Source organism: Paenibacillus endoradicis, assembly GCF_024721975.1.
Genome location: NZ_JANQBB010000007.1, coordinates 333114 through 357775 on the forward strand (window position 1 = coordinate 333114; position 24662 = coordinate 357775).

Annotated in this window: 21 protein-coding genes; 16 read left to right on the forward strand and 5 right to left on the reverse strand. The window is 37.5% G+C overall.

What is annotated here, in order from left to right; translation table 11 throughout:
- Positions 1-107 precede the first annotated feature (107 nt).
- Positions 108-1394, reverse strand: a complete 1287-nt coding sequence (hflX, locus tag NV377_RS21795) for a GTPase HflX (RefSeq protein ID WP_258202971.1) — start codon at positions 1392-1394, stop codon at positions 108-110.
- Positions 1395-1557: 163 nt separating this feature from the next.
- Here hflX and modA point away from each other — a divergent pair, with 163 nt between their 5' ends.
- The 4 genes from modA (at position 1558) to NV377_RS21815 (ending at position 4957) form a co-directional block, all read left to right on the forward strand.
- Positions 1558-2418: a molybdate ABC transporter substrate-binding protein gene (gene modA, locus NV377_RS21800; protein ID WP_258202907.1), complete on the forward strand. Its 861-nt coding sequence runs from the start codon at positions 1558-1560 to the stop codon at positions 2416-2418.
- A 2-nt stretch (positions 2419-2420) separates the two neighbouring features.
- The gene (gene modB / locus NV377_RS21805) at positions 2421-3092 is read left to right on the forward strand and encodes a molybdate ABC transporter permease subunit (RefSeq protein ID WP_258202908.1); all 672 of its coding nucleotides are present in this window, start codon (positions 2421-2423) and stop codon (positions 3090-3092) included.
- 189 nt (positions 3093-3281) lie between these two features.
- Entirely contained in the window at positions 3282-4061 is a 780-nt protein-coding gene (locus tag NV377_RS21810) for a Cof-type HAD-IIB family hydrolase (protein ID WP_258202909.1), read from the forward strand.
- A gap of 86 nt (positions 4062-4147) precedes the next feature.
- Positions 4148-4957: a protein-glutamine gamma-glutamyltransferase gene (locus NV377_RS21815; RefSeq protein WP_258202910.1), complete on the forward strand. Its 810-nt coding sequence runs from the start codon at positions 4148-4150 to the stop codon at positions 4955-4957.
- Positions 4958-5104: 147 nt separating this feature from the next.
- Here NV377_RS21815 and NV377_RS21820 read toward each other — a convergent pair whose 3' ends face one another.
- A complete protein-coding gene (locus tag NV377_RS21820) occupies positions 5105-5533 on the reverse strand; it encodes a DUF4395 domain-containing protein (RefSeq protein ID WP_258202911.1) in 429 nt (142 codons plus the stop codon).
- Positions 5534-5552: 19 nt separating this feature from the next.
- Positions 5553-6236 carry a peptidylprolyl isomerase gene (locus NV377_RS21825; RefSeq protein WP_258202912.1) on the reverse strand — a complete coding sequence of 228 codons (684 nt, stop codon included), beginning with the start codon at positions 6234-6236 and terminating at the stop codon, positions 5553-5555.
- A 155-nt stretch (positions 6237-6391) separates the two neighbouring features.
- Here NV377_RS21825 and NV377_RS21830 point away from each other — a divergent pair, with 155 nt between their 5' ends.
- A complete protein-coding gene (locus NV377_RS21830) occupies positions 6392-7183 on the forward strand; it encodes a YheC/YheD family protein (protein WP_258202913.1) in 792 nt (263 codons plus the stop codon).
- A 144-nt stretch (positions 7184-7327) separates the two neighbouring features.
- On the opposite strand, the gene ytxJ is transcribed toward NV377_RS21830, so the two are convergent.
- Positions 7328-7666: a bacillithiol system redox-active protein YtxJ gene (ytxJ, locus tag NV377_RS21835; protein ID WP_258202914.1), complete on the reverse strand. Its 339-nt coding sequence runs from the start codon at positions 7664-7666 to the stop codon at positions 7328-7330.
- A 271-nt stretch (positions 7667-7937) separates the two neighbouring features.
- Here ytxJ and NV377_RS21840 point away from each other — a divergent pair, with 271 nt between their 5' ends.
- The 9 genes from NV377_RS21840 (at position 7938) to deoC (ending at position 18899) form a co-directional block, all read left to right on the forward strand.
- Positions 7938-8513 carry a TetR/AcrR family transcriptional regulator gene (locus tag NV377_RS21840; RefSeq protein WP_258202915.1) on the forward strand — a complete coding sequence of 192 codons (576 nt, stop codon included), beginning with the start codon at positions 7938-7940 and terminating at the stop codon, positions 8511-8513.
- 79 nt (positions 8514-8592) lie between these two features.
- Entirely contained in the window at positions 8593-10593 is a 2001-nt protein-coding gene (locus NV377_RS21845; protein WP_258202916.1) for a YhgE/Pip family protein, read from the forward strand.
- 228 nt (positions 10594-10821) lie between these two features.
- Entirely contained in the window at positions 10822-11970 is a 1149-nt protein-coding gene (locus NV377_RS21850) for an ABC transporter ATP-binding protein (RefSeq protein WP_258202917.1), read from the forward strand.
- Positions 11960-12775 (forward strand): ABC transporter permease, encoded by an 816-nt coding sequence (locus NV377_RS21855; RefSeq protein ID WP_258202918.1) that lies wholly within the window; start codon positions 11960-11962, stop codon positions 12773-12775. Before NV377_RS21850 ends, NV377_RS21855 begins: the two co-directional genes overlap by 11 nt.
- Positions 12762-13565 carry an ABC transporter permease gene (locus NV377_RS21860; protein ID WP_258202919.1) on the forward strand — a complete coding sequence of 268 codons (804 nt, stop codon included), beginning with the start codon at positions 12762-12764 and terminating at the stop codon, positions 13563-13565. The genes NV377_RS21855 and NV377_RS21860 overlap by 14 nt, the downstream gene beginning before the upstream one ends.
- The gene (locus tag NV377_RS21865) at positions 13562-14635 is read left to right on the forward strand and encodes an ABC transporter substrate-binding protein (RefSeq protein ID WP_258202920.1); all 1074 of its coding nucleotides are present in this window, start codon (positions 13562-13564) and stop codon (positions 14633-14635) included. The genes NV377_RS21860 and NV377_RS21865 overlap by 4 nt, the downstream gene beginning before the upstream one ends.
- A gap of 1097 nt (positions 14636-15732) precedes the next feature.
- Positions 15733-16992: a Glu/Leu/Phe/Val family dehydrogenase gene (locus tag NV377_RS21870; RefSeq protein WP_258202921.1), complete on the forward strand. Its 1260-nt coding sequence runs from the start codon at positions 15733-15735 to the stop codon at positions 16990-16992.
- Positions 16993-17036: 44 nt separating this feature from the next.
- Positions 17037-18014, forward strand: a complete 978-nt coding sequence (locus tag NV377_RS21875) for a diaminopimelate dehydrogenase (RefSeq protein WP_258202922.1) — start codon at positions 17037-17039, stop codon at positions 18012-18014.
- Positions 18015-18218: 204 nt separating this feature from the next.
- Positions 18219-18899 (forward strand): deoxyribose-phosphate aldolase, encoded by a 681-nt coding sequence (gene deoC / locus NV377_RS21880; protein WP_258202923.1) that lies wholly within the window; start codon positions 18219-18221, stop codon positions 18897-18899.
- Positions 18900-18969: 70 nt separating this feature from the next.
- Here deoC and galA read toward each other — a convergent pair whose 3' ends face one another.
- The gene (gene galA, locus NV377_RS21885) at positions 18970-21729 is read right to left on the reverse strand and encodes a beta-galactosidase GalA (protein WP_258202924.1); all 2760 of its coding nucleotides are present in this window, start codon (positions 21727-21729) and stop codon (positions 18970-18972) included.
- 250 nt (positions 21730-21979) lie between these two features.
- Between galA and NV377_RS21890 the strand changes: the two genes are divergently transcribed.
- Positions 21980-22834: a helix-turn-helix domain-containing protein gene (locus NV377_RS21890; protein WP_258202925.1), complete on the forward strand. Its 855-nt coding sequence runs from the start codon at positions 21980-21982 to the stop codon at positions 22832-22834.
- A gap of 55 nt (positions 22835-22889) precedes the next feature.
- Complete coding sequence (locus NV377_RS21895) at positions 22890-24650, forward strand: sensor histidine kinase (protein WP_258202926.1); 1761 nt, start codon at positions 22890-22892, stop codon at positions 24648-24650.
- The last annotated feature ends 12 nt before the right edge of the window (positions 24651-24662 follow it).

A 24662-nucleotide genomic window follows, 5' to 3' on the forward strand; every position in this document is an offset into this window, starting at 1 on the left:
CGGCGAATATGTCATCCATCGAAATCTTTCGTGTGCTCACGTACACAATACGTACGCTTCGTAGCATAATAAAAAGTCATCCCCAGCCTAATGGGGATGACTTTTTGTTATAACTGAGCTTCTTCTAAGTAAAACTCTTTGTAGCGATCATAATCAGCAACACTACATTCCATCTCAATTCGAGTACCTTGCTCTTCGTATTCCGTTGCAAAGATTTGCGCATGTTCATTGAAGTAAGATACAATACGGCCTTGATCGTATGGAATAAGCACAGAGCATTTCACATAATGACTGAATAGCTGCTGACGAATACATCCGATTAGCTCATCGATTCCTTTAGCTTCACGAACGGACATATAAATACTTTTACCTTGAACTTCTGGGTATGGATGATCAGTTAGATCGCATTTATTATAGGCATAGACCATCTCTATTCCTTTAGTTCCTAGATCTTCAAGTGTTGCATTGGTTACATCAATTAATTTCTGATAATCTTCATGAGCGTAATCAACGACATGAATAAGTAGATCTGCCTCTGCCACCTCTTCTAATGTGGAGCGGAATGCTTTGACCAGATGATGGGGAAGTTGGCTAACGAAGCCGACTGTATCTGTTAGTAAGAAGCTCTTGTTGTCGCTAAGTTCAATTTGTCGCACTGATGTTTCAAGTGTCGCAAATAGCATATCCTTAACGAAAACTTCTTTGCTTGTTTCTGGATCTGTATGACGAAGTAAAGCATTCATCAGACTCGATTTGCCTGTATTCGTATAACCAACTAGACATACTACAGGAACTTCATTCTTCTTACGTTTCATTCGCTGCGTCTGACGAGTAGCAACTAGCTTCTCAAGCTCTTGTTGTAACATCGAGATACGTTCCTCAATACGACGACGATCGAGTTCAAGCTTCGTTTCTCCCGTACCTTTATTACGTAAACCTGCGCCACCGCCGCCTCCTTGACGACCAAGTGATGCACGTAAACCGACTAATCTCGGAAGCATATATTGCAGACGAGCAACTTCAACTTGAAGTTGTGCTTCTCTAGTTTGAGCACGTTCAGCAAAAATATCGAGAATCAAAATGGTACGATCGATAACTTTACGATCAAGTTCAGCTTCAAGATTTCGAATCTGAGAAGGAGACAGTTCATCGTTGAAAATAACGGTTTCTGCTTCATGAGCTTCTGCTAGTAGACGTAACTCTTCTACTTTACCAGTTCCAAGGTAATGTGAAGATGTGACGCGTTGTGCCTTTTGCGTAAGTTGATCTACTACTGTAATATGACAAGCATCTGCAAGAGAGGCAAGTTCTTGCATTGAATAATCAAAGTCTGCCTGTAGTCGTTGACTGAGGTGTAGACCAACAATAATTGCACGTTCCAAAGGTTTTTCCATCATAATTATTAACCTCCAACTGAGTTGGGAACAGTGTAGCATATGGCACGTAGTCTTTCAAGAAATTACCTTTAATCAATGTCATAAATACTATGAATATACAAGATCTCATGCTATTCTAAAAGATAACATCAACAGAAACGATTGGAGTTAGGAGAACAACATGAAAAAGATATTACGTATGAACAAGCTAACCGTATTATGTGCAATACTGCTATTGATTATGTCGATAGTAGCAGGATGCGCAACAAACAGTAATCAAGTTAATGAAATTAACCATTCTAATGAAGATGTATCATCAGTACAACCAACTGGTGAAACGAAAGGAATTCTTGTATCTGCTGCTGCCAGTTTAAGTGTAGTGATGGATGATATTATTGCACAATTCGAAGCTGAGCATTCTGATATTGTAGTTGAAGTTAATTATGGATCTTCAGGTGCATTACAGAAGCAAATCGAGCAAGGAGCGCCAGCTGATTTATTCGTATCTGCAGGAATGAAGCAGATGAAAGCTTTAGAAGACCAGGGGTTACTTGAAAAGTCTACTCCTCTATTGAAAAATGAAATGGTTATTGTTGCGAATAGAGAAATCGTGGAGATAGCACTTGTTGATAATGTACCTTTAAAACAGTTGTTAAACGAAGTAAAACCAACATTTATTGCCATAGGTGAGCCAGATACTGTTCCTGCTGGTCAATACGCGAAACAAGTGCTGCAGCATGAACAATTATGGGATGTTTGGAATGAGCAGTATGTGTATGCGAAAGATGTTAGACAAGTGCTTACCTATGTGGAACAAGGTAATGCTGAACTTGGTTTTGTCTATTTGTCAGATGCTGTTTCTTCAGATAAGGTCGATATCATTCACCATATTGATACTGCAACACATGATCCAATAACTTATCCTGTGGCCACATTGAAAAGTAGTAAACAAACTGAAGCAGCACAACTATTTTTCGATTATTTATTAAGTGAAGAATTAAACGTTCTTTACGAGCAAAATGGCTTTAAGCGAGCTGAATAGTTATGAATGAATTTGATTGGGGAGCATTTATAGAACCGATCTTAATTTCCATTAAAATAACAATAGTTGCGAGTATTATTGTTTTTATATTAGCGATTATAGTGTCACGTCATATGAGTAGAGCGAAATTTCGCTGTAAATTAATTTTAGATACTTTCTTCATGATTCCATTAGTATTACCTCCGACGGTAATTGGGTTCATTTTGCTATTTGCATTTGGTAAGAAAGGTTTTCTTGGTCAGTTGTCCGAGATTGTGTTCGGACAATCACTTGTATTTACATGGTGGGCAGGAGTTATTGCTGCTATAGTTGTAGCATTCCCTCTTGTGTATCAGACGATGAAGGCTGGATTTGATTCGATTGATTCTGATCTAGAGGCTGTTGCACGTTCACTAGGTGCTACAGAATGGCAAGTATTTCGCTACGTTGCACTGCCGCTGAATAAACGTATGTTAGTAGTAGCCTTTACTCTAGGATTTGCAAGATCTTTAGGTGAATTTGGAGCAACGCTAATGCTTGCAGGTAATATTCCTGGACGAACACAGACGGTTGCAACTGCAATCTATGTAGCCATTGATGCTGATCGGACGCTACTTGCTTTAGCGTGGGTTGCTATACTAATCATTTTCTCATTCATTATAATGTATTTTGTGCGCCAACCAGCTAAGTCATAGCTACCGACAATACGGTAATAGTTGTTATTGCTTCAATGGTTATACCATATTATACTTAACTATTAACTTCACCGAGGATGATCAAAAGGCTCGCTCGTGATCGCGATGTATTACTTCATAGTTGTTTCGGCGGAGAATAGGGCATTCAGCAGAAGTTGAGAGATCATTCAAGAGAAATGGGGAGACGAAATGAGCTACAAAATTGCTTTCTTTGATATTGATGGAACGTTAGTAAATGAGGAAAAAGTTATTCCACAAGATACGATTGATGCTATTGCTGAGATGAAAGAAAAAGGGATAGAGCCAGTTATTGCGACAGGACGTGCACCATATTTCTTACAATCTTTGCTAGAGGCTGTAGGTATTGAATCTTATGTTTGCTTGAATGGAGCTCTTGCTGTATATAAAGGAGAAGTAATTTACCGTAATCCAATTGCACCTTCAACATTAGCGACATTAGTTGAACAATCTAAACTTCATGGACATGCTCTATGTTTTGAAGGGGAGTCACAATACTATACAGATCATGATGGGCATGAATATATGCTAGAATCAGTAGGTTCATTAAAAGTAGAATTGCCTAAAGTTAATGCTGATTTTTGGAAAGAAGAGCCAATCTATCAAATGTTCTTGCACACTTTAGCAGAGGATGAGCATTTGTATACATCTTTAGAAGATTCCGTTACATTCATTAGATGGCATGATAAAGCATTGGATGTGCTACCAATTGGTGGTTCCAAAGCTAAAGGAATTGAAGCTATGCTGAACCAGCTTAACTTAACGGCAGAAGATGCAATCGCTTTTGGTGATAATTTGAATGATAAAGAAATGCTTGAATATGTCGGGTTTGGTGTTGCAATGGGAAATTCGCATCCTGATGTTATTCCATATGCTAACTTTGTAACGACGCATGTGGATGAAAAGGGGATTCGTAATGGACTTATTAAAGCAGGTATACTAAATAAATAAAACAAAAATAATAGGCAAACGTTCACCAATAAGTAAGTGCGGGCGTACAATAACCTAACGATGCATAGACGTAGGAGGTTATGAATGTGATCGTACTTACAACGGGCTCGATGGATGAGCTAAATATTGAGAATTTGCCTTTAATTGAGCAAAATATTGTTCGATGGAAGATTGCAAGTAGAATGAATTATGAATACTCATCATTAGATGCTTTGTTATTTGAGTTAAAAATGAGGAGATATACTGTTGAAGCATCACATGCAATGTATGAGAGTGGAGCGCAATTTGCCGTGTTTTCGAATTCAAGATGTAATCCGCGCTATTGGAACAGAACACCTAACGGTGGATTTTTATTGCGAAGTGATGTAACTCCTGCTGATGCAATTCGAGATATATTTACTAATGGTGAACTATATGCGTTCGAATGCTCAGGAGCGATTATTATTTTGTATTACAAGGCTGTACTTGAAACAATTGGTGATCCTACTTTCAATTACTACTTCCAAGACTTGTTTTTACGGGAATGGCAGAAAGATTATGATCTTCGTCTAGTATCAAGCTATGATCTTAATGATGTGTATCCAGGAGATGTATGTTATTTCCGTAATCCAGATTTTCATCCTCGTCATCCAGAATGGCAAGGGGAGAATGCTGTAATGTTGGATAAAAATCTATACTTTGGTCATGGAGTAGGAATTCAAACGGGTCAAGGTATTATTGAAAATTTGAATCGTGCACGTCGACCATTTGCACGCCGTTCTGCATATCAAGAAAACCTTATTGTTCGACCTGATTTTGAAATGCTTCGTGACTTAATTATTCATGAGCAACGTATAGCAATTGCAACAGGTCAGTTAGTGCTTGTGGACGTAAGAGAACTGCAAACCGCTCAATAACGAATGATAATAAAAGTGTTAACAACAATAAACGAGTCATCCGACTAGGGATGACTCGTTTTGTTTGTATCCAAACTTAATTGTATACCCACATACCATTAATTATGAATAGAAGGATTATATAACCGTTCATTCGATAAGCACATACTATTGTGACTTGATGTTTTTACGCAGTGCTTGATATTTCTTGTATTGGTAATAGATTGTGCAACCAATGCAATAACCCATTAGTGCGCTAAGTGCCGCTAATCCCATCAAACCTGCGACAATGTAAGAAGCTGTTATCCAGTTTAGCGAAAGACATATTAGTGATATTGATAGAAATGTAATACCTAATGAAAGATTAAATTTCTGTAACTCAGCTGCTTCCGTTTCTTTTTTTCCATAAATCTTTTGGGCAATAGGTTCCAATATAATAACGAACGTATTAGCACCTGAACCGAGTAATCTCGTCATAACTTGAATAAGCCATACGATCGCGATTAGCCAAGGCATTTGTGCAATGATCGCGATTAACAATGTGATGACAATTCCGATCTGATTGCTTCTTACTTTAGCAATAGGCACTTCATTCATACCGGTAATCTCCTCTCATCTACATTTTTTCTGGTTCTGCTAGATCTAACCCCTTCGTATCAACTGTTACTTTAGTCATTACTAGCGGTTCTAGAGGTAGATCACTTTTATCACGTTTTTGCGATACAATCTCATCAACTACATCTAAGCCCTCTGTTACCATGCCAAAAGTAGCGTATAGACCATCAAGACTTGTTACATTCGCATTATCTGCGTGAACGATGAAAAACTGAGAACCTGCACTATCCATGCTGTGTCCACCGCGTGCCATGGAAATGACACCACGTGTATGTTTTAAGTTATTCTCAAAACCATTTTTAGTAAATTCGCCTTTAATACTGTATCCTGGATTACCCATCCCAGTACCTAGTGGATCCCCACCTTGAATCATAAATCCTGGAATGACACGGTGGAATATAAGTCCATCGTAAAAACCTTGTTGCACTAGAGAAACAAAGTTGTTTACAGTATTTGGAGCAATTTCAGGGTATAGTTCGAGCTTAATAATTCCGCCGTTACTCATTTCGATCGTAACTTCAGGATGTTGACTTGAATCCAAGAGCTCAAGTTTAGGTGTAGGAGTAGGTGTAGCAGTATTAGAACCGGTGCTTCCTTGGTTATTACTGTTGTTAGTCGTTTGCTCCCCACATGCACTAAGAACAAGTAACATTACTAGTAATACAGTTATACTTTTGAATTTCATTGAGTATTCTCCTTTATGTATATGCTTAACTAGTATTTTAACACATATTAGTATTCCGTTCCTAATGCAGTTATATGACCATGGCGAAACTTGTTTCATTCTCATATCTTATTATGAAGCATTATGAAGCTAATGTGAAAGGAGACGGGTCGCCTATGTTTAATTTTCATTGGGGAAGGCAAATGCGAATAACTGCTAAACGGCGTGGTCGGAAGGCAGATAAAATGATCAAAACTAGAATTTTGTTGAGTAATAGTTATATAAGGAGTCATATCCCTGTAACGAAGACTTATTCTCATTCAACGTTAAAATTAATGCTATTAAAATATGGGATGGTATATATAAAACCCAAAAACGGTTCACTTGGTAGAGGAGTTATTCGAGTAACGAGAAAAAATGGCAGATATATTAGCCATTCAGGTATGACCATATCTTCATATGCAACTTTTGAGGGATTGTCGCATGCACTGTCACGTCAAATAAAAGGTGAAATATATATCGTACAGAAAGGGATACATTCTCTTCGTCATCAAGGCAGATTATTCGACTTTCGTGTAGTTGTACAGCGTAGTCCTAATGGGGGATTTGAAGTAACAGGAATAGCGGGTCGTATCTCGCAACGTGGTCGTGTCGTAAGTAATGGAGGTGGTGGAGGAGCTGTAGGTACAATAGATAGCTTATTGTCACCAAGACAACTGAGCATTGTCATCCCAAAAATTGAGAAGTTAAGTTTAGCAGTCATGCATCAAGTTCGTAAACATTTCAGAGGACAAAATGAGATTGGAATTGATATCGCAATTGATCAACATCTTCGTCCTTGGATTGTCGAGTTTAATACTCATCCAGATCATCGGATGTTCGTTATAATGCGTGATCGAGTGGTATTAGCGAGGATTATTCATTATGGGGCTAGATATGGGAAACGCTACAGGCTAAATCTTTACTGATAGAGGAAGTTCAGTAAGCAGACTTTGATAACGATGAGTATGGTTAGGTAGCGTAATTGATATCAAAGTGAAAGAAAAATACGCCAACTGATGATGAGGGAAGTTATCCTCTTATTAGTTGGCGTATTATATGTTAGTACGTAATTAATCTAGTACTGCAGCGATATGTGCTTTCGTTACAGACCAATGAGTAGCACTCCATACTTTTTCTTTCTTATCAAGCATCATAACTTGAGGTGATTCATGCTTGATGCCTGTATCTTCTGCAATTTGTAGAGAAATTGGACGAGATTCAATAACTTTTACCATTAGATATTCTACGTCCTCACGAGGTTTGTCGGACAAATATTTGTTGAATTCATCATGAGCATTAGCACTTACAGGACATGTTGTACTATGTTTTAGTATGACGATTGGGTGGTCATTTGAACGCTCAAATGCTTCTTCCCATTGTTGTTGTGATGTGATTTCATTGTATGTCATTATATTCTCTCCTTTAATGTGAAATAGTATATGTACATTATATCTCTATTCATTCGCAAGCGCCAACGTTCGACGAATATAAAAAACTTGATAACAGGTATTGCAAAAAACAAATGATAGCTTTATAATAAGACCAGTTGACCGATAATGGATTTTGGTCACAAGGTCAACTAGTCAACTAGTCATAAAGTCAGATAGTCACTTAGTCATTAGAGTTCAAGACAAATATATAAACTCTTGAAATCATAGTTCAGTAAGTGGAGGTGATAACGTGTCCATTGATAGACGATCATTAATTGTAGATGCCGCTTCAAAGTCATTCTCTTTATTTGGATATAAAGGAACGACAATGGAACAAGTAGCCAAAATAGCTAATGTTGGTAAAGGTACAATCTATACGTTTTTTGCTAACAAAGAAGAATTATTTCAAGAGGTAATGAACAAATTATTGTTAGAGATGAAGTATGTTGCTGAAAGAGTAATAAGTGATGAGCGTTCATTTTTTGATAATTTAACTGAAGCATTGAATGAGCTTCTCGAATTCCGCAAAGATCATGAATTAGCACTGAAATTAACTCAAGAAGTAAGAGAAATTGGTACACCTATGGCGAATGAGGCATTAGTACAGATGGAGCAGGTAATCATTGAGCATATTGCAAGCAAAATAGAGCATGCTATTAATCGTAATGAGATTAAAGCCTGTGATACTCAAATGACCGCATTTGTCATGTTTCGATTATATACTGCCCTTGCTGTAGAGTGGAGTGCAAAGCACGAAACATTGCAAAAGCAGGAAATCGCACAACGATTACGGTTTTACTTGGAGAAGGGCTTGGCTATCTCATAGAGAGGCCTTTTCTTTTCAAATAAAATGACCAATTGAGGAAAATGGTCAGTTAGACAATAAATTTAGAGGTGAATGAAGAATGTCGAGAAATAGTCAAATCGGTTCTGAATTTAGCAGTATCGTTCGGAACAAAAAAGTTGTAATACCAGTCATAGCAGTAATGTTAATTCCTCTGCTATATTCTGCATTATTTTTAGGAGCATTTTGGGATCCATATGCTAAGTTAGACAAAATTCCAGTAGCGATTGTTAACGAAGATGCTGGAGCAGAGTTAAACGGAGAGCAAATGAAAATTGGTGACGAGTTTGTCGATCAATTGAAAGAGTCGGGAGACTTCAATTATGAGTTTGTAACTAAGCAAGAAGCAGTAGCGGGACTTAAAGATAATTATTATTATATAATGATTCAAATTCCTCAAAAATTTTCTGAGCAAGCAATTTCCTTAGTGGGTGATAATCCCGAGCAGGCAGAATTGATTTATACGCCTAATGAAGGATATAACTTCTTAGCAGGTCAGATTGGCGGTACTGCCGCAGCCCAGATGACAACATTGCTTAATCAACAAATATCAAAAACATATGTTACTTCTATATATGAACAAATAGGGGTAGCGCTTGAAGGTATCGAAGCAGCAAGTGAAGGGGCTCACAAAATAGCTGATGGTACGGATTCAGCTAAGGCAGGTGCAACTAAGTTACTTGCAGGCCAACAAACGTTAGCAGATGGTTTAATTGAATTACAGACTGGTGCTACTCAATTAAATACTGCTGGTACGCAATTATCTAGCGGACTTGGTACTTTGCAAACTGGTGGTAAAAATCTAAGTAGCGGGATGTCCCAATTAACTGAAGGAGCACAAACCTTGAATGGTGGTATTTCTCAGTTAGCAAAACAATATGCAAGCTTAGATACTGGTCTTAACGATATTAGTGAAGGTACAACAGCATTGAAGCAAGGTGCAATGCAATTACAAGCAGGTTTACAGCAATTAGCAAGTCAGAGTAGTGACTTGGCAGGTAGTGCCTCATTCCAACAATTATTAGCTGGTAGTGAACAATTGGTTAATGGCTTGTTGGCGCAAGAACAAGGTGAGAATCAATTAATAGCTGGTTCCTCGCAAGTAGTTAATGGATTGAGTGGCTTGTCAACGGGATCAAATCAATTAGTTACGAAACTAACTGAAGCTAAGCAAGGTGCTAATCAATTGGCAACAGGGATTACTTCTGCAAAAGAGGGATCTACTCAATTAGCAGCAGGTCTACAGTCACTTAAAGGTTCTAGTGATAAATTCGTATCAGGTAGTAAGGAATTGGTTGCCGGAAATAAGGAATTAGTTACAGGTTTAACAACGCTTGATGAAGGAGCGAATGAACTTGCAACAAAATTAGGTGACGCTAATGGAGAATCACTTAATCTTACATTAACTGAGCAGATGAAGGATCAATTCGTTGAACCAGTCGTATTAACGACAAGTTCTTATTCTAATGTACCTAACTACGGTACAGGATTTGCTCCTTACTTTATTTCACTGGGATTATATGTAGGATGTATGTTGCTTACTGTTGTATATTCTATGAGAGAACCATCATTGAAACCACATAGTGGTAGAAGTTGGTATACTGGTAAAACAGCTGTTGTTGGTTTAATCGCTATTCTTCAAGCATTAATCCTTGGTGCATCTATTTTACCAATTCTTGATCTGGAAGTAGTGAATCTTGGAGCATTCTTCTTATTCGCAATTATTACGAGTTTGACTTATATGATGTTAATTCAATTGTTATGTGTGACAATGGACAATGTTGGTAGATTTATTGCAATTGTGTTGCTAATTCTTCAACTAACTAGTTCAGCTGGAACATTCCCAATTGAACTTGTACCAAATTGGTTACAAGCGATTAATCCTTTCTTACCGATGACGTATACGGTGACAGGATTCAAACAAGCTATTTCTAGTGGTGATATGGATATGTTCTGGAGTAGTGTATGGCCATTGTTAGCGTTAATGATTGGATGTTCAATTTTAAGCTACATTTACATGAATGTAAGTTTCAAAAAGAAGTTTCAAAACGTAACAGAATAGATTATTGAGAATTCTCATCTCGGGTAGTGCATACTGCTCGAGATGAGTTTTTTTGTGGGAAATAGTATTAATATGAAAAAATGGATGGCATTTTATAGATACGATACATGGTTTTGATGATTTATGTAGAAATTAAGTAAATATAGATGGTAGATGTCTAATAATGAACACAAAAAGATGATAATCATGTATAATCACCTTAATTGTAAAGTTAAAGGAGTCAAAGAAATGGAACAAACGATTATTCGTTTTGAAGGTGTTTCAAAACAATACGATGAGCGTGACCCAGCCGTTCTGAAAAATGTCAGCTTTGAGATAGAGCGTGGTAAATTTTATACGTTGCTAGGTCCTTCGGGCTGTGGTAAAACGACGATTCTTCGTCTAATTGCGGGATTCACAGCGCCAAGCCAAGGGAATATTTATTTCAATGGAAAAGTGATAAATAATTTACCTGCCAATGAGCGCCAAGTGAATACGGTGTTTCAAGATTATGCTTTATTTCCACATCTTAATGTATTTGAGAATGTTGCCTTTGGTCTACGTATCAAAAAGATGAAGGAAGCAGTTATTAAAGAAAAAGTGGCAGAGGCATTAAAGTTTGTTAACTTAGTAGGTTACGAAAATCGTGAAATTACGGAAATGTCTGGTGGTCAGCGCCAACGTGTTGCAATTGCGCGAGCTATAGTAAATGAGCCGCAAATATTGTTGTTAGATGAACCTTTATCTGCATTAGATCTTAAGTTAAGAACTGAGATGCAATACGAGTTGAGGGAACTACAACGCAGACTGGGCATTACTTTTATATTTGTCACACATGACCAAGAAGAGGCATTAGCGATGTCTGATGAAATCTTCGTATTAAATGGTGGTATTATTCAACAGTCGGGTACACCTATCGATATTTACGATGAACCAATAAACCGTTTTGTTGCTGATTTTATCGGGGAATCAAATATTGTAAAGGGTAAGATGATTAAAGATTTTGAAGTGGAAATTTCAGGGACAGTAGTTCCATGTGTCGATCAAGGCTTAAATGTCAATGAGACCGTGGATATTGTTATTCGTCCTGAAGATATTGAAATTGTTGGCTTGGATCGTAGTCAACTTCATGCTCGAGTAGACTCACAATTGTTCCGAGGCGTACATTATGAAATTTGTTGTTATGATGATAATGATAATGAATGGCTAGTACATAGTACTCGTAAAGCGACAGTGGGGGAACGTATTGCTCTATACTTTGAGCCTGAAGCCATTCACGTTATGCGACTTGGTGAGACAGAAGAAGAATTTGATAAACGACTGGAATCTTATGAAGACAGTGAAGTTGATCATAAGGAGTTAGCATCTCCAACTAAGGAGATGAATCATGGAAACTAAAACACGCAATATATATTTGGTTCCTTATATTTTATGGATCGTTTTATTCGTAATTGCACCGATTATTCTTATTGTGTATTACTCTTTCTTCAATGTTGAAGGAGCATTCACGTTTGAAAATTACCAGAAATTTTTCACACCAGTCTATATGAAAATGACGTTAAGCTCATTTTGGTATGCATTGCTTATTACAATATTTTCTTTGGCAATCGCGTATCCTACGGCGTATTTATTGACGAAAACGAAGCATAAGTCATTATGGTTATTATTAATCATATTACCTAGCTGGATTAACCTATTGCTAAAAGCATACGCGTTTATCGGTATATTTGGCACGTATGGTATTGTGAATGCGTTACTTGAAACGGTCGGCATTGGAAACCGTCAAATTTTATTTACCGATTTCAGTTTTATTTTTGTATCGGTATATATCTTTATTCCGTTTATGATATTACCGATCTACAATGCATTAGAGAAAATGAATCCCTCTCTTATCTATGCTGCAAGAGATTTAGGTGCGTCCTCGTGGGGGACATTCCGAAAAGTAATTTTCCCACTAACGCTGGACGGTGTTAAGGCGGGTTGTATTGCAGTATTTATTCCCGCGCTGTCATTGTTTATGCTTACTCGTTTAATTGCCGGGAATCGAGTGATTACGCTTGGTACCGCTATTGAACAGCATTTCCTTGTAACTCAAGACTGGGGAATGGGGGCAACAATTGCCGTATTCTTAATTATAATAATGGTCGTTGTCATGATGCTCATGGGCCTGAGAAAGCGAGGGCTAGATTTTGTTAAACGATAAATTAAAGTACTCTCGTATATATCTCATTGCAGTATTCATCGTGCTATATGCTCCGATTGTATATCTAATGGTGTATTCCTTTAACAGCGGTGGAACAATGACAGGTTTTGAAGGGTTCACATTTGATCATTACAAAGAAGTGATGCAAGATACTCGTCTGTTAATTATTGTGCTTAATACATTCGTTATTGCGCTATTGTCAGCAGCGATATCAACAATTATTGGTGTATTTGGTGCCATTGCGATTCATTTTATGCGTAGCAAATCTAAGCAAACTTTGCTTACACTTAACAATGTCTTGATTGTTAGTCCGGATGTTATTATTGGTGCATCGTTTTTAATTCTGTTTACTATTGTGGGCGTGAAACTTGGATTTGTATCGGTATTGCTATCTCATATTGCATTCAGCATTCCGATTGTTGTTATTATGGTATTGCCTAAGCTTCAAGAGATGAACAATTCATTGATTGATGCTGCGCGTGACCTAGGAGCGAGTACATGGCATGTTATCGCACGTGTTGTAATGCCGTTCATTAAGTCAGGTATTTTTGCAGGATTCTTTATGGCATTAACTTATTCCTTGGATGATTTTGCAGTTACATTCTTCGTAACGGGTAATGGCTATTCTACATTAGCAGTAGAAATCTATTCTCGCGCTAGACAAGGGGTATCTCTTTCCATTAACGCTCTTTCAACACTTATATTCTTATTTACGGTATTACTGGTTATTGGATATTACTTCATTAACCAACGTAATAGTCGATTAGAAGATAAGGGGGCAAAACAATGAAACAAATAACAAGAATGTTTATTCTCGTTTTTGTTGTCTGCTTCGGCTTAATTTATCTCGTTGATTATATGAATAAGAGTGAAGGATACTCTGGAGATAATACATTAACGATATATAATTGGGGAGATTACATCGATCCTGAGTTGATTAAACGCTTTGAATCAGAAACAGGCATTAAAGTTATCTACCAAACCTTCGATTCGAATGAAGCAATGATGACGAAAATCAAGCAAGGTGGTACAACCTTTGATATAAGTATTCCATCGGAATATGCCATTGATAAGATGAAGGCAGAAGGATTATTACTGCCAATTGATCATAATAAATTACCTAATTTGAAAAATATAGATCCTAATTTTCTCGGTCTAGCCTTTGACCCTGATAATAAATATTCTATTCCTTATTTCTGGGGGACCGTAGGTATCGTCTATAATCCAGATTTAGTAGGTGATCTTACATTCGAAAGCTGGAATGATCTTTGGGATGAGCAGTTAAAAAACAATGTGTTTCTGCTTGATGGCGCCCGTGAAGTTATTGGTATGGGCTTGAATTCGTTAGGTTATTCCTTGAATGACACCAATGAAGAACATTTACAAGAAGCACTTAAGAAGTTATCGCTACTTACGCCTAATGTAAAAGCGATTGTCGGTGATGAGATCAAGATGTTAATGGCTAATGAAGAAGCCGCAGCAGCATTAGTATGGTCTGGAGATGCTCGAGAAATAATGGATGAAAATGAAGATCTCGATTATATTGTTCCGAGTGAGGGTTCTAACCTATGGTTCGATAACATCGTTATTCCTTCAACTGCCCGTAATATTGAAGGTGCACATCAATTCATTAATTTCATGCTTGATCCAGAAGTAGCGGCGCAAAATGCAGATTATGTAGGGTATTCTACTCCAAACGATGCCGCACTTGAGTTATTAGATGAGGAAGTTTCAGGTGATGAGCGCTTCTATCCAGATGAAGAACTGACTTCTCGATTGGAGGTCTATAAAAATCTTGGACCGAGAATGTTGAGTCATTATAATGAGTTGTTCCTGGAGTTCAAGATGCACCGCAAGTAGAGCGGTAGTTCAAAACAATCACTTGTGATCGCGATGAGTAGCTTCGTAGCAAAGTCGACGTCGAAGTTGCCATTCATCGGTTGTTTCAGTGCTCACGTACCAATAACGTACGTTGTGCGCTTCACTTCCCTAGCTTCATGGCATCTTCTTGGCGCTGACAAGCAACTGTTATGAACTTTTATTGGAAGAGGTAGTTCAAAACAGTCACTTGTGATCGCGATGAGTAGCTTCGTAGCATAGTCGATGTCGAAGTTGCCATTCATCGGTTGTTTCAGTGCTCACGTACCAATAAGGTACGTTGTGCGCTTCACTTCCCTAGCTTCATGGCATCTACTTGGCGCTGACAAGCAACTGTTATGAACTTTTATAGGAAGAGGTAGTTCAAAACAGTCACTTGTGATCGCGATGAGTAGCTTCGTAGCAAAGTCGACGTCGAAGTTGCCATTCATCGGTTGTTTCAGTGCTCACGTACCAATAACGTACGTTGTGCGCTTCACTTCCCTAGCTTCATGGCATCTACTTGGCGCTGACAAGCAACTGTTTTGAACTTTTATTTAAGTAGAAAAATGCAAATTTGAAAAGAGTGCTTTTCCAACATTAGTTAACCGCTAATAAGGAAAGTGCTTTTTTTATATGAAAAATATTGAATTTAATAAATTTGCACTTTTTGTACAGTGCTTTTTGATGGCTCTTGAATGTGAATAAATTGTGAACAATATGATCGTAAGTCGAGATGTAAATGGCACTATTGTATATAAAGTATCGATAGGTTTAGCATGAAAGGTAGTCCAACAATCTAAAAACTAACGTTAGTTGATATTTAATTTTATAAATACCTGCCATTAATTCAAATGAAAAAGTAATAATAATGAAAGTTTAATATGAAAACCATTACTTAATTGGCTTATGTGAAGTAATCTGTTGTAAGTCATAAACTTTAATTACACCATAATGTAAGGTAAGTTAACAATGTAATATTATCAAAAAAGTTTGCACTATATGCACACATTATTCTTCCCAAAATATAAATATAGGAGTATGATGTAACAAACGACACAATCAGGTGGTCGAATTCTATTATAAGGGGCAGATCTATTATGACAGTATCAGTTATTCAGGAAACTCTAAATCCATATGAGATTGCACAACAACAAGTTGATGCAGCGGCAGCATTACTTAATTTGCCGGAGCATATTTCGAATGTATTGAAACGCCCTATGCGTGTTCTTACAGTTAACTTCCCAATTAAAATGGATGATGGTTCTGTTCGTGTGTTTGAAGGATACCGTTCTCAACATAATGATGCAATTGGTCCTACTAAAGGTGGAATTCGCTTCCATCCAGATGTGACTTTGGACGAAGTAAAAGCACTTTCTATGTGGATGAGCTTTAAATGTGGTGTAGTTGGCCTTCCTTACGGTGGTGGTAAAGGTGGAGTTATTTGTAACCCACGTGAGCATAGTAAAGGTGAACTAGAAAGAATTAGCCGTGGTTTCATGGAAGCAATTGCTGCTTTCGTTGGCCCACATAAAGATATCCCTGCTCCAGACGTTTACACTAACGCTCAAACTATGGGCTGGATGATGGATACTTACAGCAAACTTGCTGGTGTAAACTCTCCTGGTGTAATTACTGGTAAACCGCTTATTCTTGGTGGTTCTAAAGGTCGTAATGAAGCAACTGCTCAAGGTTGTGTATATACAATTCTTGCATCTCTTGAAGATATGGGTAAAACTGCTAGTGAAGCTACAGTTGCTATTCAAGGTTTCGGTAATGCTGGTCGTATTGCAGCTCGTCTTCTTGATGAAGCTGGTTGTAAAGTAGTAGCAGTAAGTGACTCTAAAGGTGGTATCTACGATCCTAATGGACTAGATCTTGCTAAAGTTGGAGAACTTAAAGATAATGCTTCTATTCTAGATTATGGTAAAGAATTCCATATTTCTAATGAAGCTTTGCTTGAACTTGATGTAACTGTTCTTATCCCTGCAGCTCTTGAAAATGTAATTACTTCTGCAAATGCAGCAGCTATTAAAGCAACAATTGTAGCTGAAGCAGCTAATGGACCTACTACTCCTGAAGCAGACCGTGTTCTTACAGAAAAAGGAATTATTGTTATTCCTGACGTGCTTGCTAATGCAGGTGGCGTAACTGTTTCTTACTTCGAGTGGGTACAAAACTTGATGAATTATTACTGGAGCGAAGAAGAAGTACTTGAAAAACTAGAAGTAATTATGATTAACTCATATAAGGAAGTACGCGATCTAGCGAAAGAGTACAATGTAAACCTTCGTAAAGCTGCATACATGATCGCAATTAAACGCATCTCTGCTGCAATGGAAGCAAGAGGCTGGGTTTAAGCTTCTAGAATCAAACTTTAAATTAAGAAAGGTGAGTTTTCAATATGACTAAGCGGATTCGCGTTGGAATCGTAGGATACGGCAATCTTGGCCGTGGAGTTGAATTATCCATCGCGCAAAATCCGGATATGCAAGTGGATGCAATTTTCACTCGAAGAGATCCTGCAACTATTTCTTCTAACACAAAAGCATATTCGATCGAGGATGCAACAAACTTTGTAAATGACATTGATGTCATGATTCTATGTGGAGGTTCTGCTACAGATCTTCCTGAACAAGGACCGCAATTTGCGAAAATGTTCAACGTAGTTGACAGCTTTGACACTCATGCTAAAATTCCAGCTTACTTCGATGAAGTAAATGCTTCTGCTATTGAAGGTGGTAAAGTAGCCGTTATTTCAACAGGCTGGGACCCAGGTCTATTCTCTTTGAACAGATTATTGTTTGAATCCATCTTACCTGTAGGTAATGGATATACTTTCTGGGGTAAAGGGGTAAGCCAAGGTCACTCTGATGCGATTCGTCGTGTTGCTGGCGTGAAAAACGGTAAACAATACACTATTCCAGTTGAAGATGCGGTACAACGTGTACGTAACGGGGAAAACCCTGAGTTTTCCACTCGTGAAAAACATCTTCGTGAATGCTATGTAGTGGCTGAAGAAGGTGCGGATCTTGAGCGCATCAGAGAAGAAATAGTTTCTATGCCTAACTACTTCTCAGATTATGATACAATCGTTAACTTTATCTCTGAAGAAGAATTAGAAGCTAATCACTCTGCTATGCCTCATGGTGGACTTGTACTGAGAAGTGGTACAACTGGTGAAAATACTACGCAAATTATGGAGTTTGGTTTGAATTTGGAGAGTAATCCAGAATTCACTTCAAGCGTTCTAGTTGCTTACGCACGTGCAGCTTACAAGCTTGCAAATGAAGGACAAAAAGGTGCTAAGACAGTATTCGATATTCCTTTCGGTTACTTGTCTCCGAAATCAGCTGCCGAACTTCGTAAAGAATTATTGTAATGAGACTGGTCATGATACTGCAGGGTAATCATGACCATGTTTTTACAGAGGGTTTGTACTATCTGTATAGTTATTTGCATTCGCTTATGTCGTATTGAGAATTAATCTTATAAAGTTATATAAATAATACTTCTGGAATAGCTATTTCATTTCATTAACGTTACAATAATGGCTATGAAATATCGATGACAGGAGTGGCTAACGATGAACGGAAATCAACTAGCATCTTATATTGATCATACATTGCTCAAAGCTGATGCTACTGAGCAAAATATAATTCAATTATGTACAGAAGCGAAACAATATCATTTTGCAACAGTATGTATACATCCCTGCTGGGTAAAGCTTGCAGCAGAGCAATTACAAGATGAACGTGATGTAGGTATTACAACGGTAATAGGATTTCCACTGGGAGCAAATGCATCATCAATTAAGGCGTTAGAAGCACAGCAGGCTGTAGCGGATGGCGCGACTGAAGTTGATATGGTACTCAATGTCGGTTACTTAAAAAGTAGGTTTTTAAGTGCAGTCAAATCGGATATTGAGGCAGTTGTAAATGCCTCGGGTACTTCTGCAATTGTGAAGGTAATTCTAGAAACGAGTTTGCTTACGAATGAAGAAATTGTGATTGCATGTCAGCTTGCTGTAGAAGCAGGTGCGCAATATGTGAAGACTTCTACTGGTTTCAGCTCAGGAGGTGCAACGACGGAGCATATTGCTCTAATGAGGCATACTGTAGGTGAGCGGGTAGGGGTAAAAGCTTCAGGTGGTATTCGTGATTACGATACAACAGTAGCAATGATAAAAGCAGGAGCATCTCGAATTGGTGCTAGTGCAGGCATAACTATTGTGAACAAAGCGGAATCTGCTGCTAGTGATTACTAGTGTAAATGAAAAGGCTAATCCCTTAATTATCTTACGATAACTAAGGGATTAGCCTTTTTTGTGTTTATATTTACTTAGTCCTGATCGATACAGCCCCATTTACACCTGGACTGTACATTTCTTTGTTGATAGCTAGTAATACTGTAATAGTAATCGTCTCATTGTCTAAAGGTAAACGAAGTGGTACTTCCAAATCCATTGACCATGGGAAATCTTGTTTAAGGACAAGTTTTTCATTGATATAGATTTCGGCGTTCCCACAGATAGAATGGAACCATAAATAAGGATCTTGCTCATGTTGAACAAAGGACATTGGAATACGATTGCGATAAATAACATAGCCGTCTATTCCTTTTAATGTTTCTCTTGCCCCGAAGCTTACATCAACCTTTTCCCAGCTGTTCATATCAGTACTCTCTATTTCCATGTTAGGGTCAGGACGGTGCGCATATGGTGTTTGAGAGACGGTCCATTCGTTAATATATCGTTCACTTACGGATGGTATATGAGAATACTCATCAGTAGCAACGATAGGAATAGGAAGCAGTAATGTTTCTAATCCATCACTTTCAAATTGTAATGAAATTGGTGTAGTGCCAGCTGTGCTTTGAACAATTAATTGCATACAACCGTTAAACAGATAACGCTCATTACTAATATCGGATTCGTGACTGTTTGGATTACCATTACCTGAGCCTAATATTTTGCCATCACCTTGAATAGAGAAGGAGAGTAGACGATTGTCAGTTGGAACGAAATTATTGTCTTTATCTACCGCATAAATATTAACGACTGTAGCGTCTTTACCATTGCTAAGGAGCTCTTGCTTTTGTAGCTCGGCTTTAAGAGTTACAGCTTCCCCTGTAGTTTTCACTTCAGTTACTTTAACAACCTGCTGATTGCGATATCCCTCGGCCCTTAGAACGCCTGGTTCATAAGGAACTTCCCACATCAATTGTTCGTAAATATCTACCGCTTGACGGCTTACTAATTTACCATTGATATATAGAGCAACCTCATCGCAATTAGTATGAGCCATTACTTCTATCGGTTGTCCTTCTTTACCTTGCCAGTTCCAATGAGGGAGAATATGCAAAATTGGCTCGTCTAACCAAAATGCTTGATACAAGTAATAGGCATCTTTAGGGAAGCCGCAAGTATCCATAATACCAAAGTGTGTACTTACGCTTGGCCATTCATAAGGAGTTGGTTCTCCGCGATAATCGAAGCCAGTCCAGACGAAAGTACCCATAACGTAATCTCTGGTATTGATCGTTTTCCAAGATTCGCGGACAGTGTTACCCCAGTTTGCTCGTTCACGATCATAGCTGTCAAACTCTTGCTTTGAAGTATCACTTTCATAGCAGTTACGAGTTGAAAAGGCACTAACCGTTTCTGAACCGATCATTGGTTGCTTCGGATGCTTCTCTTTGAATTTATCGTAAGCGCCATTCATATAGTTAAAGCCTGTAATATCTGAAATATCTGCTACGCCATGATCCTCCATTACACCGCCATGCATAGCTCCTAGTACAGGACGAGTTGGATCTAATTGTTGTACAGCTTTCTTCATGCGCTGGAACATTTTTCTACCGATAGGTGTTCCTTGAAGCGGCTCCTCATTAAATAAACTATAGAAAATAACGGATGGATGGTTACGATCTCTAGTAACCATATTTTCGACTTGTAGTATTCCTTCACGAGAACTATCAAAATTTCTATTCTCATCCATTACGAGCATTCCTAAGCGGTCACAAACCTCTAATAATTCTGGAGTTGGATTGTGATGTGCACAACGATATGCATTACTACCCATATCCTTTAAGCGCTTAATACGATACTCCTGAAGAGCATCTGGTAAAGCTACTCCAACCCCAGCATGATCCTGATGATTGCAAGTTCCTTTTAACTTTAGCTGGCGTTCATTGAGATAGAAGCCCTTATCTGGACAAATGCGAATCGTACGATAACCAAAAGTCGTCTTTACACGATCGATAATCTGACCATTATATTCGATAATTGAGTGTAGTTCGTATAAATGTGGAGCATCTACATCCCAAAGTGCAGGAACTTGAACAGGGATTTGTGTATTAATAGATTTTGCTTCTCCAGCTTCTAGTATATCTGAATAGCTATCCTCAGCTACTAACAGCTTTTTATCATTATAGATTTGAGAAATAAGCTTGTATTCTTTACGCCCCGTAGCCTCGTTACTGAGCTTTGTCTCAATATGTGTATGCCACTGCTTTTCGTCTTGTTTTTCTGGGCGAACCCATACACCACGATGATCAATATGTAATGGAGCTGTTTTCGTTAGCCACACATGGCGATAAATACCTGCACCCTCATACCACCAGCCTTCTGAAATAGAAGCATCCACTTTCACAACTAGTAGGTTCGGACGATCACCATAGAAAGCTCGATCAGTAATATCTACCGCGAAACTTGTATATCCACAGTAGTTTCTTTCTAATATACTACCATTCAAGTAAATCGTAGCATGAGTAGCAATACCATCAAATTCGAGTAAAAGCTGTTTTCCTTCATCTTCAGTTGAAAGTTTGAATTTTTTACGATACCAGCCTGTACCTCTTTGCTTATATCCAAAGTCAGCAATACCGTGCTCACGGTCAAAGGGCAATTGATAGGACCAATCATGAGGTAGTTGCACAGTATCCCATGCATTATCATTCCATTCAATGCTAGCTGCACCTTTTAATCCACCTGCTTTTGCATTTCCATATATCGCATCATGAGATGTTTCATCATCACGTTGTAGTTCTCCTAAATGGAAAAGCCAATCCTTATCCATACTTAATCTTTCACGCATAACAATCATCCTCTCAAAAAAATATAGTTTCATTGTAAGAAAAATAAAGTGTTAATCGTTAGCACAAAAGCGGATATAAAATAGTACAAAATGAATATGGTGAGTAAAAATGAGTTGCGATGAAGCAGTATATCAACAATATTAATAATAATTCCTATTATTATTAGGCTGTTCAATAGATGACTCAATGTATATGCTATAAATATAAATAAGTATAATCATATAAAATGAAGATTTAAGGAGAATAGCTATGCTTCCTTTTCGTTTGTTTCAGAATCATTCCAATCAGAGTTATCCTTTATCTTTATACAGTTGTGGGTTACATGAGCAAACTTATCAGAATCGTCCTATTGGTTATCCGACGCTACAATGCTTTATAAATTATGAAGGAGCAGGTGTATTTCATTTTGCTGGACAACAAAGTGTTGTTTTGGAGGCGGGGCAAGCTTTACTTGTTCCAGGAAAGCTAGCTCATGAGTATTACCCTGAGCAGGATAGCACATGGATAGTAGGGTATATGGGTATAAATGGATATTTAGTGGAGTCAATAATTAGTTCTAGTGGGATTCCGATACTATCACCAATACTAATGGACAATAATCAATTACAAGAATCAAGTAATATACTTTACAAAATGTGGCATAGTCATTATGATGATGAACAGAATGCTAATCGTTATATTTCTGTACAGCTGTACGAATATCTCATTGTACTGTCTAATATTGTTGCAAAGAAAGAGAACTCCTCTTCTATCGTTCATTCAACACCATCAACACATGCCTTACAACGAGCAGTTCATCTAATGCAGCAGCATTACAATGAAAACATAAGAATTGCAAATATTGCTTATGCTGTTGGGTATTCAGTGCAACACTTTCAACGTCTCTTTAGAGAAATGTATGGTGTAAATCCACTTACTTATTTGCAAAGATTACGATTGGAGCAGGCCATATTATTACTCGAATCGAAGGAGAATAATCATTTAACGATTCAAGAAATTTCAAATCTAGTAGGTATGGATACTAATTATTTTATACGTTTATTCAAGAGAGAGCACGGGATTACTCCAGCTCAATACAGACTGCGGTACCATCAATATAGCTAGATGATACAAATGTTAAGTGATAAGATGCTAATAACTTAGGTGAGGGTGCAGCAGGATGAGGCAAAAGTTTGGGCTGAATAGTATCATCGTGAAGATGATTGTTATTTATTCAATTCCTTTTATTCTATTTTCATTAGTATTAATTCGACTGAATCATAATTCGACGGAACGAATACAGAATGAATTTATTACACAGATGGAGTTTACCTTTAATCAGGCTAGCGATGAATTAGAAACCAAGTTAGCTGTTCCTTATGACTTGAATGATGTGGTCGTGAAAAATATTAAGTTACTAGAATTTATGGATGATCCGTACCTTGACGATCAATCTGAATTTTTAAGTTATTATTTGGACGGGATCGTACCTATTGTAAAATATGCTACAGCATTTACCGAATCGGATGACTACACGATAAGAGTGTTTATGAAAAATGAAAATATACCTGAGTCATGGCCTTACTTTCTTCATCTTAGGCAGCAGGAACAACATCCTAGTATACAAAGTTTTTTGAACGATGAGACAAAGTCTTACATATGGCTAGCTCCAGATGAAGTTCCCAATTCACCAAGTCAGTTGAGCATGAATCGTAATGTCTACACGCTAGTTAGCAAATTATATTCATCTACCAGAAACCTATTAGGAATTGTGACGATAATGATTGCGGAAGATTATTTACTTCAATCTAATGATCATGTGAATGAAAATGAAAACGTTCAGTTTTTATTAAACGATACAGGCATCATTCATGCAACGACAAGCGTGAATAATGAAGAGCAATTTTCTATTATAGCGCCGCATCTGAAAGATGAACAAGGACATTTTATTGATGATCAGCATCTATATTTTTATAAGCAATTGAAAGAGCTCGATCAATATTTTGTGTTAAAGTCATCACTTCATCAGTTGAACACTTCGACTAAAAATAGTGTTGTGAATCAAGTACTGATTATGCTCGCAAGCTTAATATTGTTAATTATAACTTGCTTAGTTATGGTTAAGATGATTTTCTTAAGACTTAATCGGATGATCTCTGTTATGAAAAAGGTAATGTCTGGAGATATTAATAGGCGCATTCCCGATACAAATCGTGATGAATTAGGTCAGATCGCACAAGATTTTAATAACTTAATCGATATGAATAATGAACTTATACATAATGTAGTTATGAAGGAACGTCTAAGAAAAGAAGCGCAAATTCAAGCATTGCAGTATCAAATCAATCCTCATTTTATATACAATACACTTGATATTTTTCGAATGCGCTTTATTAAAGAGAAAATGTTCGACATTGCTGATTCGCTTGCAGATTTCGGGAAAATATTGAGATATAACTTAAGTGAGCAAACGCATCAATCTACATTAGGTGAAGAGATTGAGCTTATTAAAAAATATATGAGTTTGCAAAAAATTAGTACAAGCCAACGTATTTCACTGCAGGTAAAGATGGACGATACATTGAAGACCTACCCAGTAATCAAGTTTCTATTACAGCCAATTGTTGAGAATAGTATTAAGTATGGCAAGCTTAAGGCTCAAGAACAATTGGAAGTAAATATTACAATAGAGATTCAAAAACATGAGTTATGGATTCAAGTTGAGGATAATGGTAATGGGATGTCAGAGCAAAAACTAGAGGCGCTGAACCAACAATTCCAATTACCACTTCAGCCAGAAGGTGTTAAGAGAAGTAGTTCTATTGGATTGCAAAATATTAATAGTCGCCTACGTCTTTATTATGGGGATGTCTATTATTTGACAGTACAGAGCAAACAGCATGAGTATACGAAGATATTAATAAAAATTCCCTACGAGTGAAAGGAATTACAA

Bases quoted from the DNA above. Each gene is read 5' to 3' on its own strand.
- hflX (WP_258202971.1), bottom strand. From the start codon at position 1,394: ATGGAAAAACCTTTGGAACGTGCAATTATTGTTGGTCTACACCTCAGT.
- modA (WP_258202907.1), top strand. From the start codon at position 1,558: ATGAAAAAGATATTACGTATGAACAAGCTAACCGTATTATGTGCAATA.
- modB (WP_258202908.1), top strand. From the start codon at position 2,421: ATGAATGAATTTGATTGGGGAGCATTTATAGAACCGATCTTAATTTCC.
- NV377_RS21810 (WP_258202909.1), top strand. From the start codon at position 3,282: ATGAGCTACAAAATTGCTTTCTTTGATATTGATGGAACGTTAGTAAAT.
- NV377_RS21820 (WP_258202911.1), bottom strand. From the start codon at position 5,533: ATGAATGAAGTGCCTATTGCTAAAGTAAGAAGCAATCAGATCGGAATT.
- NV377_RS21825 (WP_258202912.1), bottom strand. From the start codon at position 6,236: ATGAAATTCAAAAGTATAACTGTATTACTAGTAATGTTACTTGTTCTT.
- NV377_RS21830 (WP_258202913.1), top strand. From the start codon at position 6,392: ATGTTTAATTTTCATTGGGGAAGGCAAATGCGAATAACTGCTAAACGG.
- ytxJ (WP_258202914.1), bottom strand. From the start codon at position 7,666: ATGACATACAATGAAATCACATCACAACAACAATGGGAAGAAGCATTT.
- NV377_RS21845 (WP_258202916.1), top strand. From the start codon at position 8,593: ATGTCGAGAAATAGTCAAATCGGTTCTGAATTTAGCAGTATCGTTCGG.
- NV377_RS21850 (WP_258202917.1), top strand. From the start codon at position 10,822: ATGGAACAAACGATTATTCGTTTTGAAGGTGTTTCAAAACAATACGAT.
- NV377_RS21855 (WP_258202918.1), top strand. From the start codon at position 11,960: ATGGAAACTAAAACACGCAATATATATTTGGTTCCTTATATTTTATGG.
- NV377_RS21865 (WP_258202920.1), top strand. From the start codon at position 13,562: ATGAAACAAATAACAAGAATGTTTATTCTCGTTTTTGTTGTCTGCTTC.
- NV377_RS21870 (WP_258202921.1), top strand. From the start codon at position 15,733: ATGACAGTATCAGTTATTCAGGAAACTCTAAATCCATATGAGATTGCA.
- NV377_RS21875 (WP_258202922.1), top strand. From the start codon at position 17,037: ATGACTAAGCGGATTCGCGTTGGAATCGTAGGATACGGCAATCTTGGC.
- deoC (WP_258202923.1), top strand. From the start codon at position 18,219: ATGAACGGAAATCAACTAGCATCTTATATTGATCATACATTGCTCAAA.
- galA (WP_258202924.1), bottom strand. From the start codon at position 21,729: ATGCGTGAAAGATTAAGTATGGATAAGGATTGGCTTTTCCATTTAGGA.
- NV377_RS21890 (WP_258202925.1), top strand. From the start codon at position 21,980: ATGCTTCCTTTTCGTTTGTTTCAGAATCATTCCAATCAGAGTTATCCT.
- NV377_RS21895 (WP_258202926.1), top strand. From the start codon at position 22,890: ATGAGGCAAAAGTTTGGGCTGAATAGTATCATCGTGAAGATGATTGTT.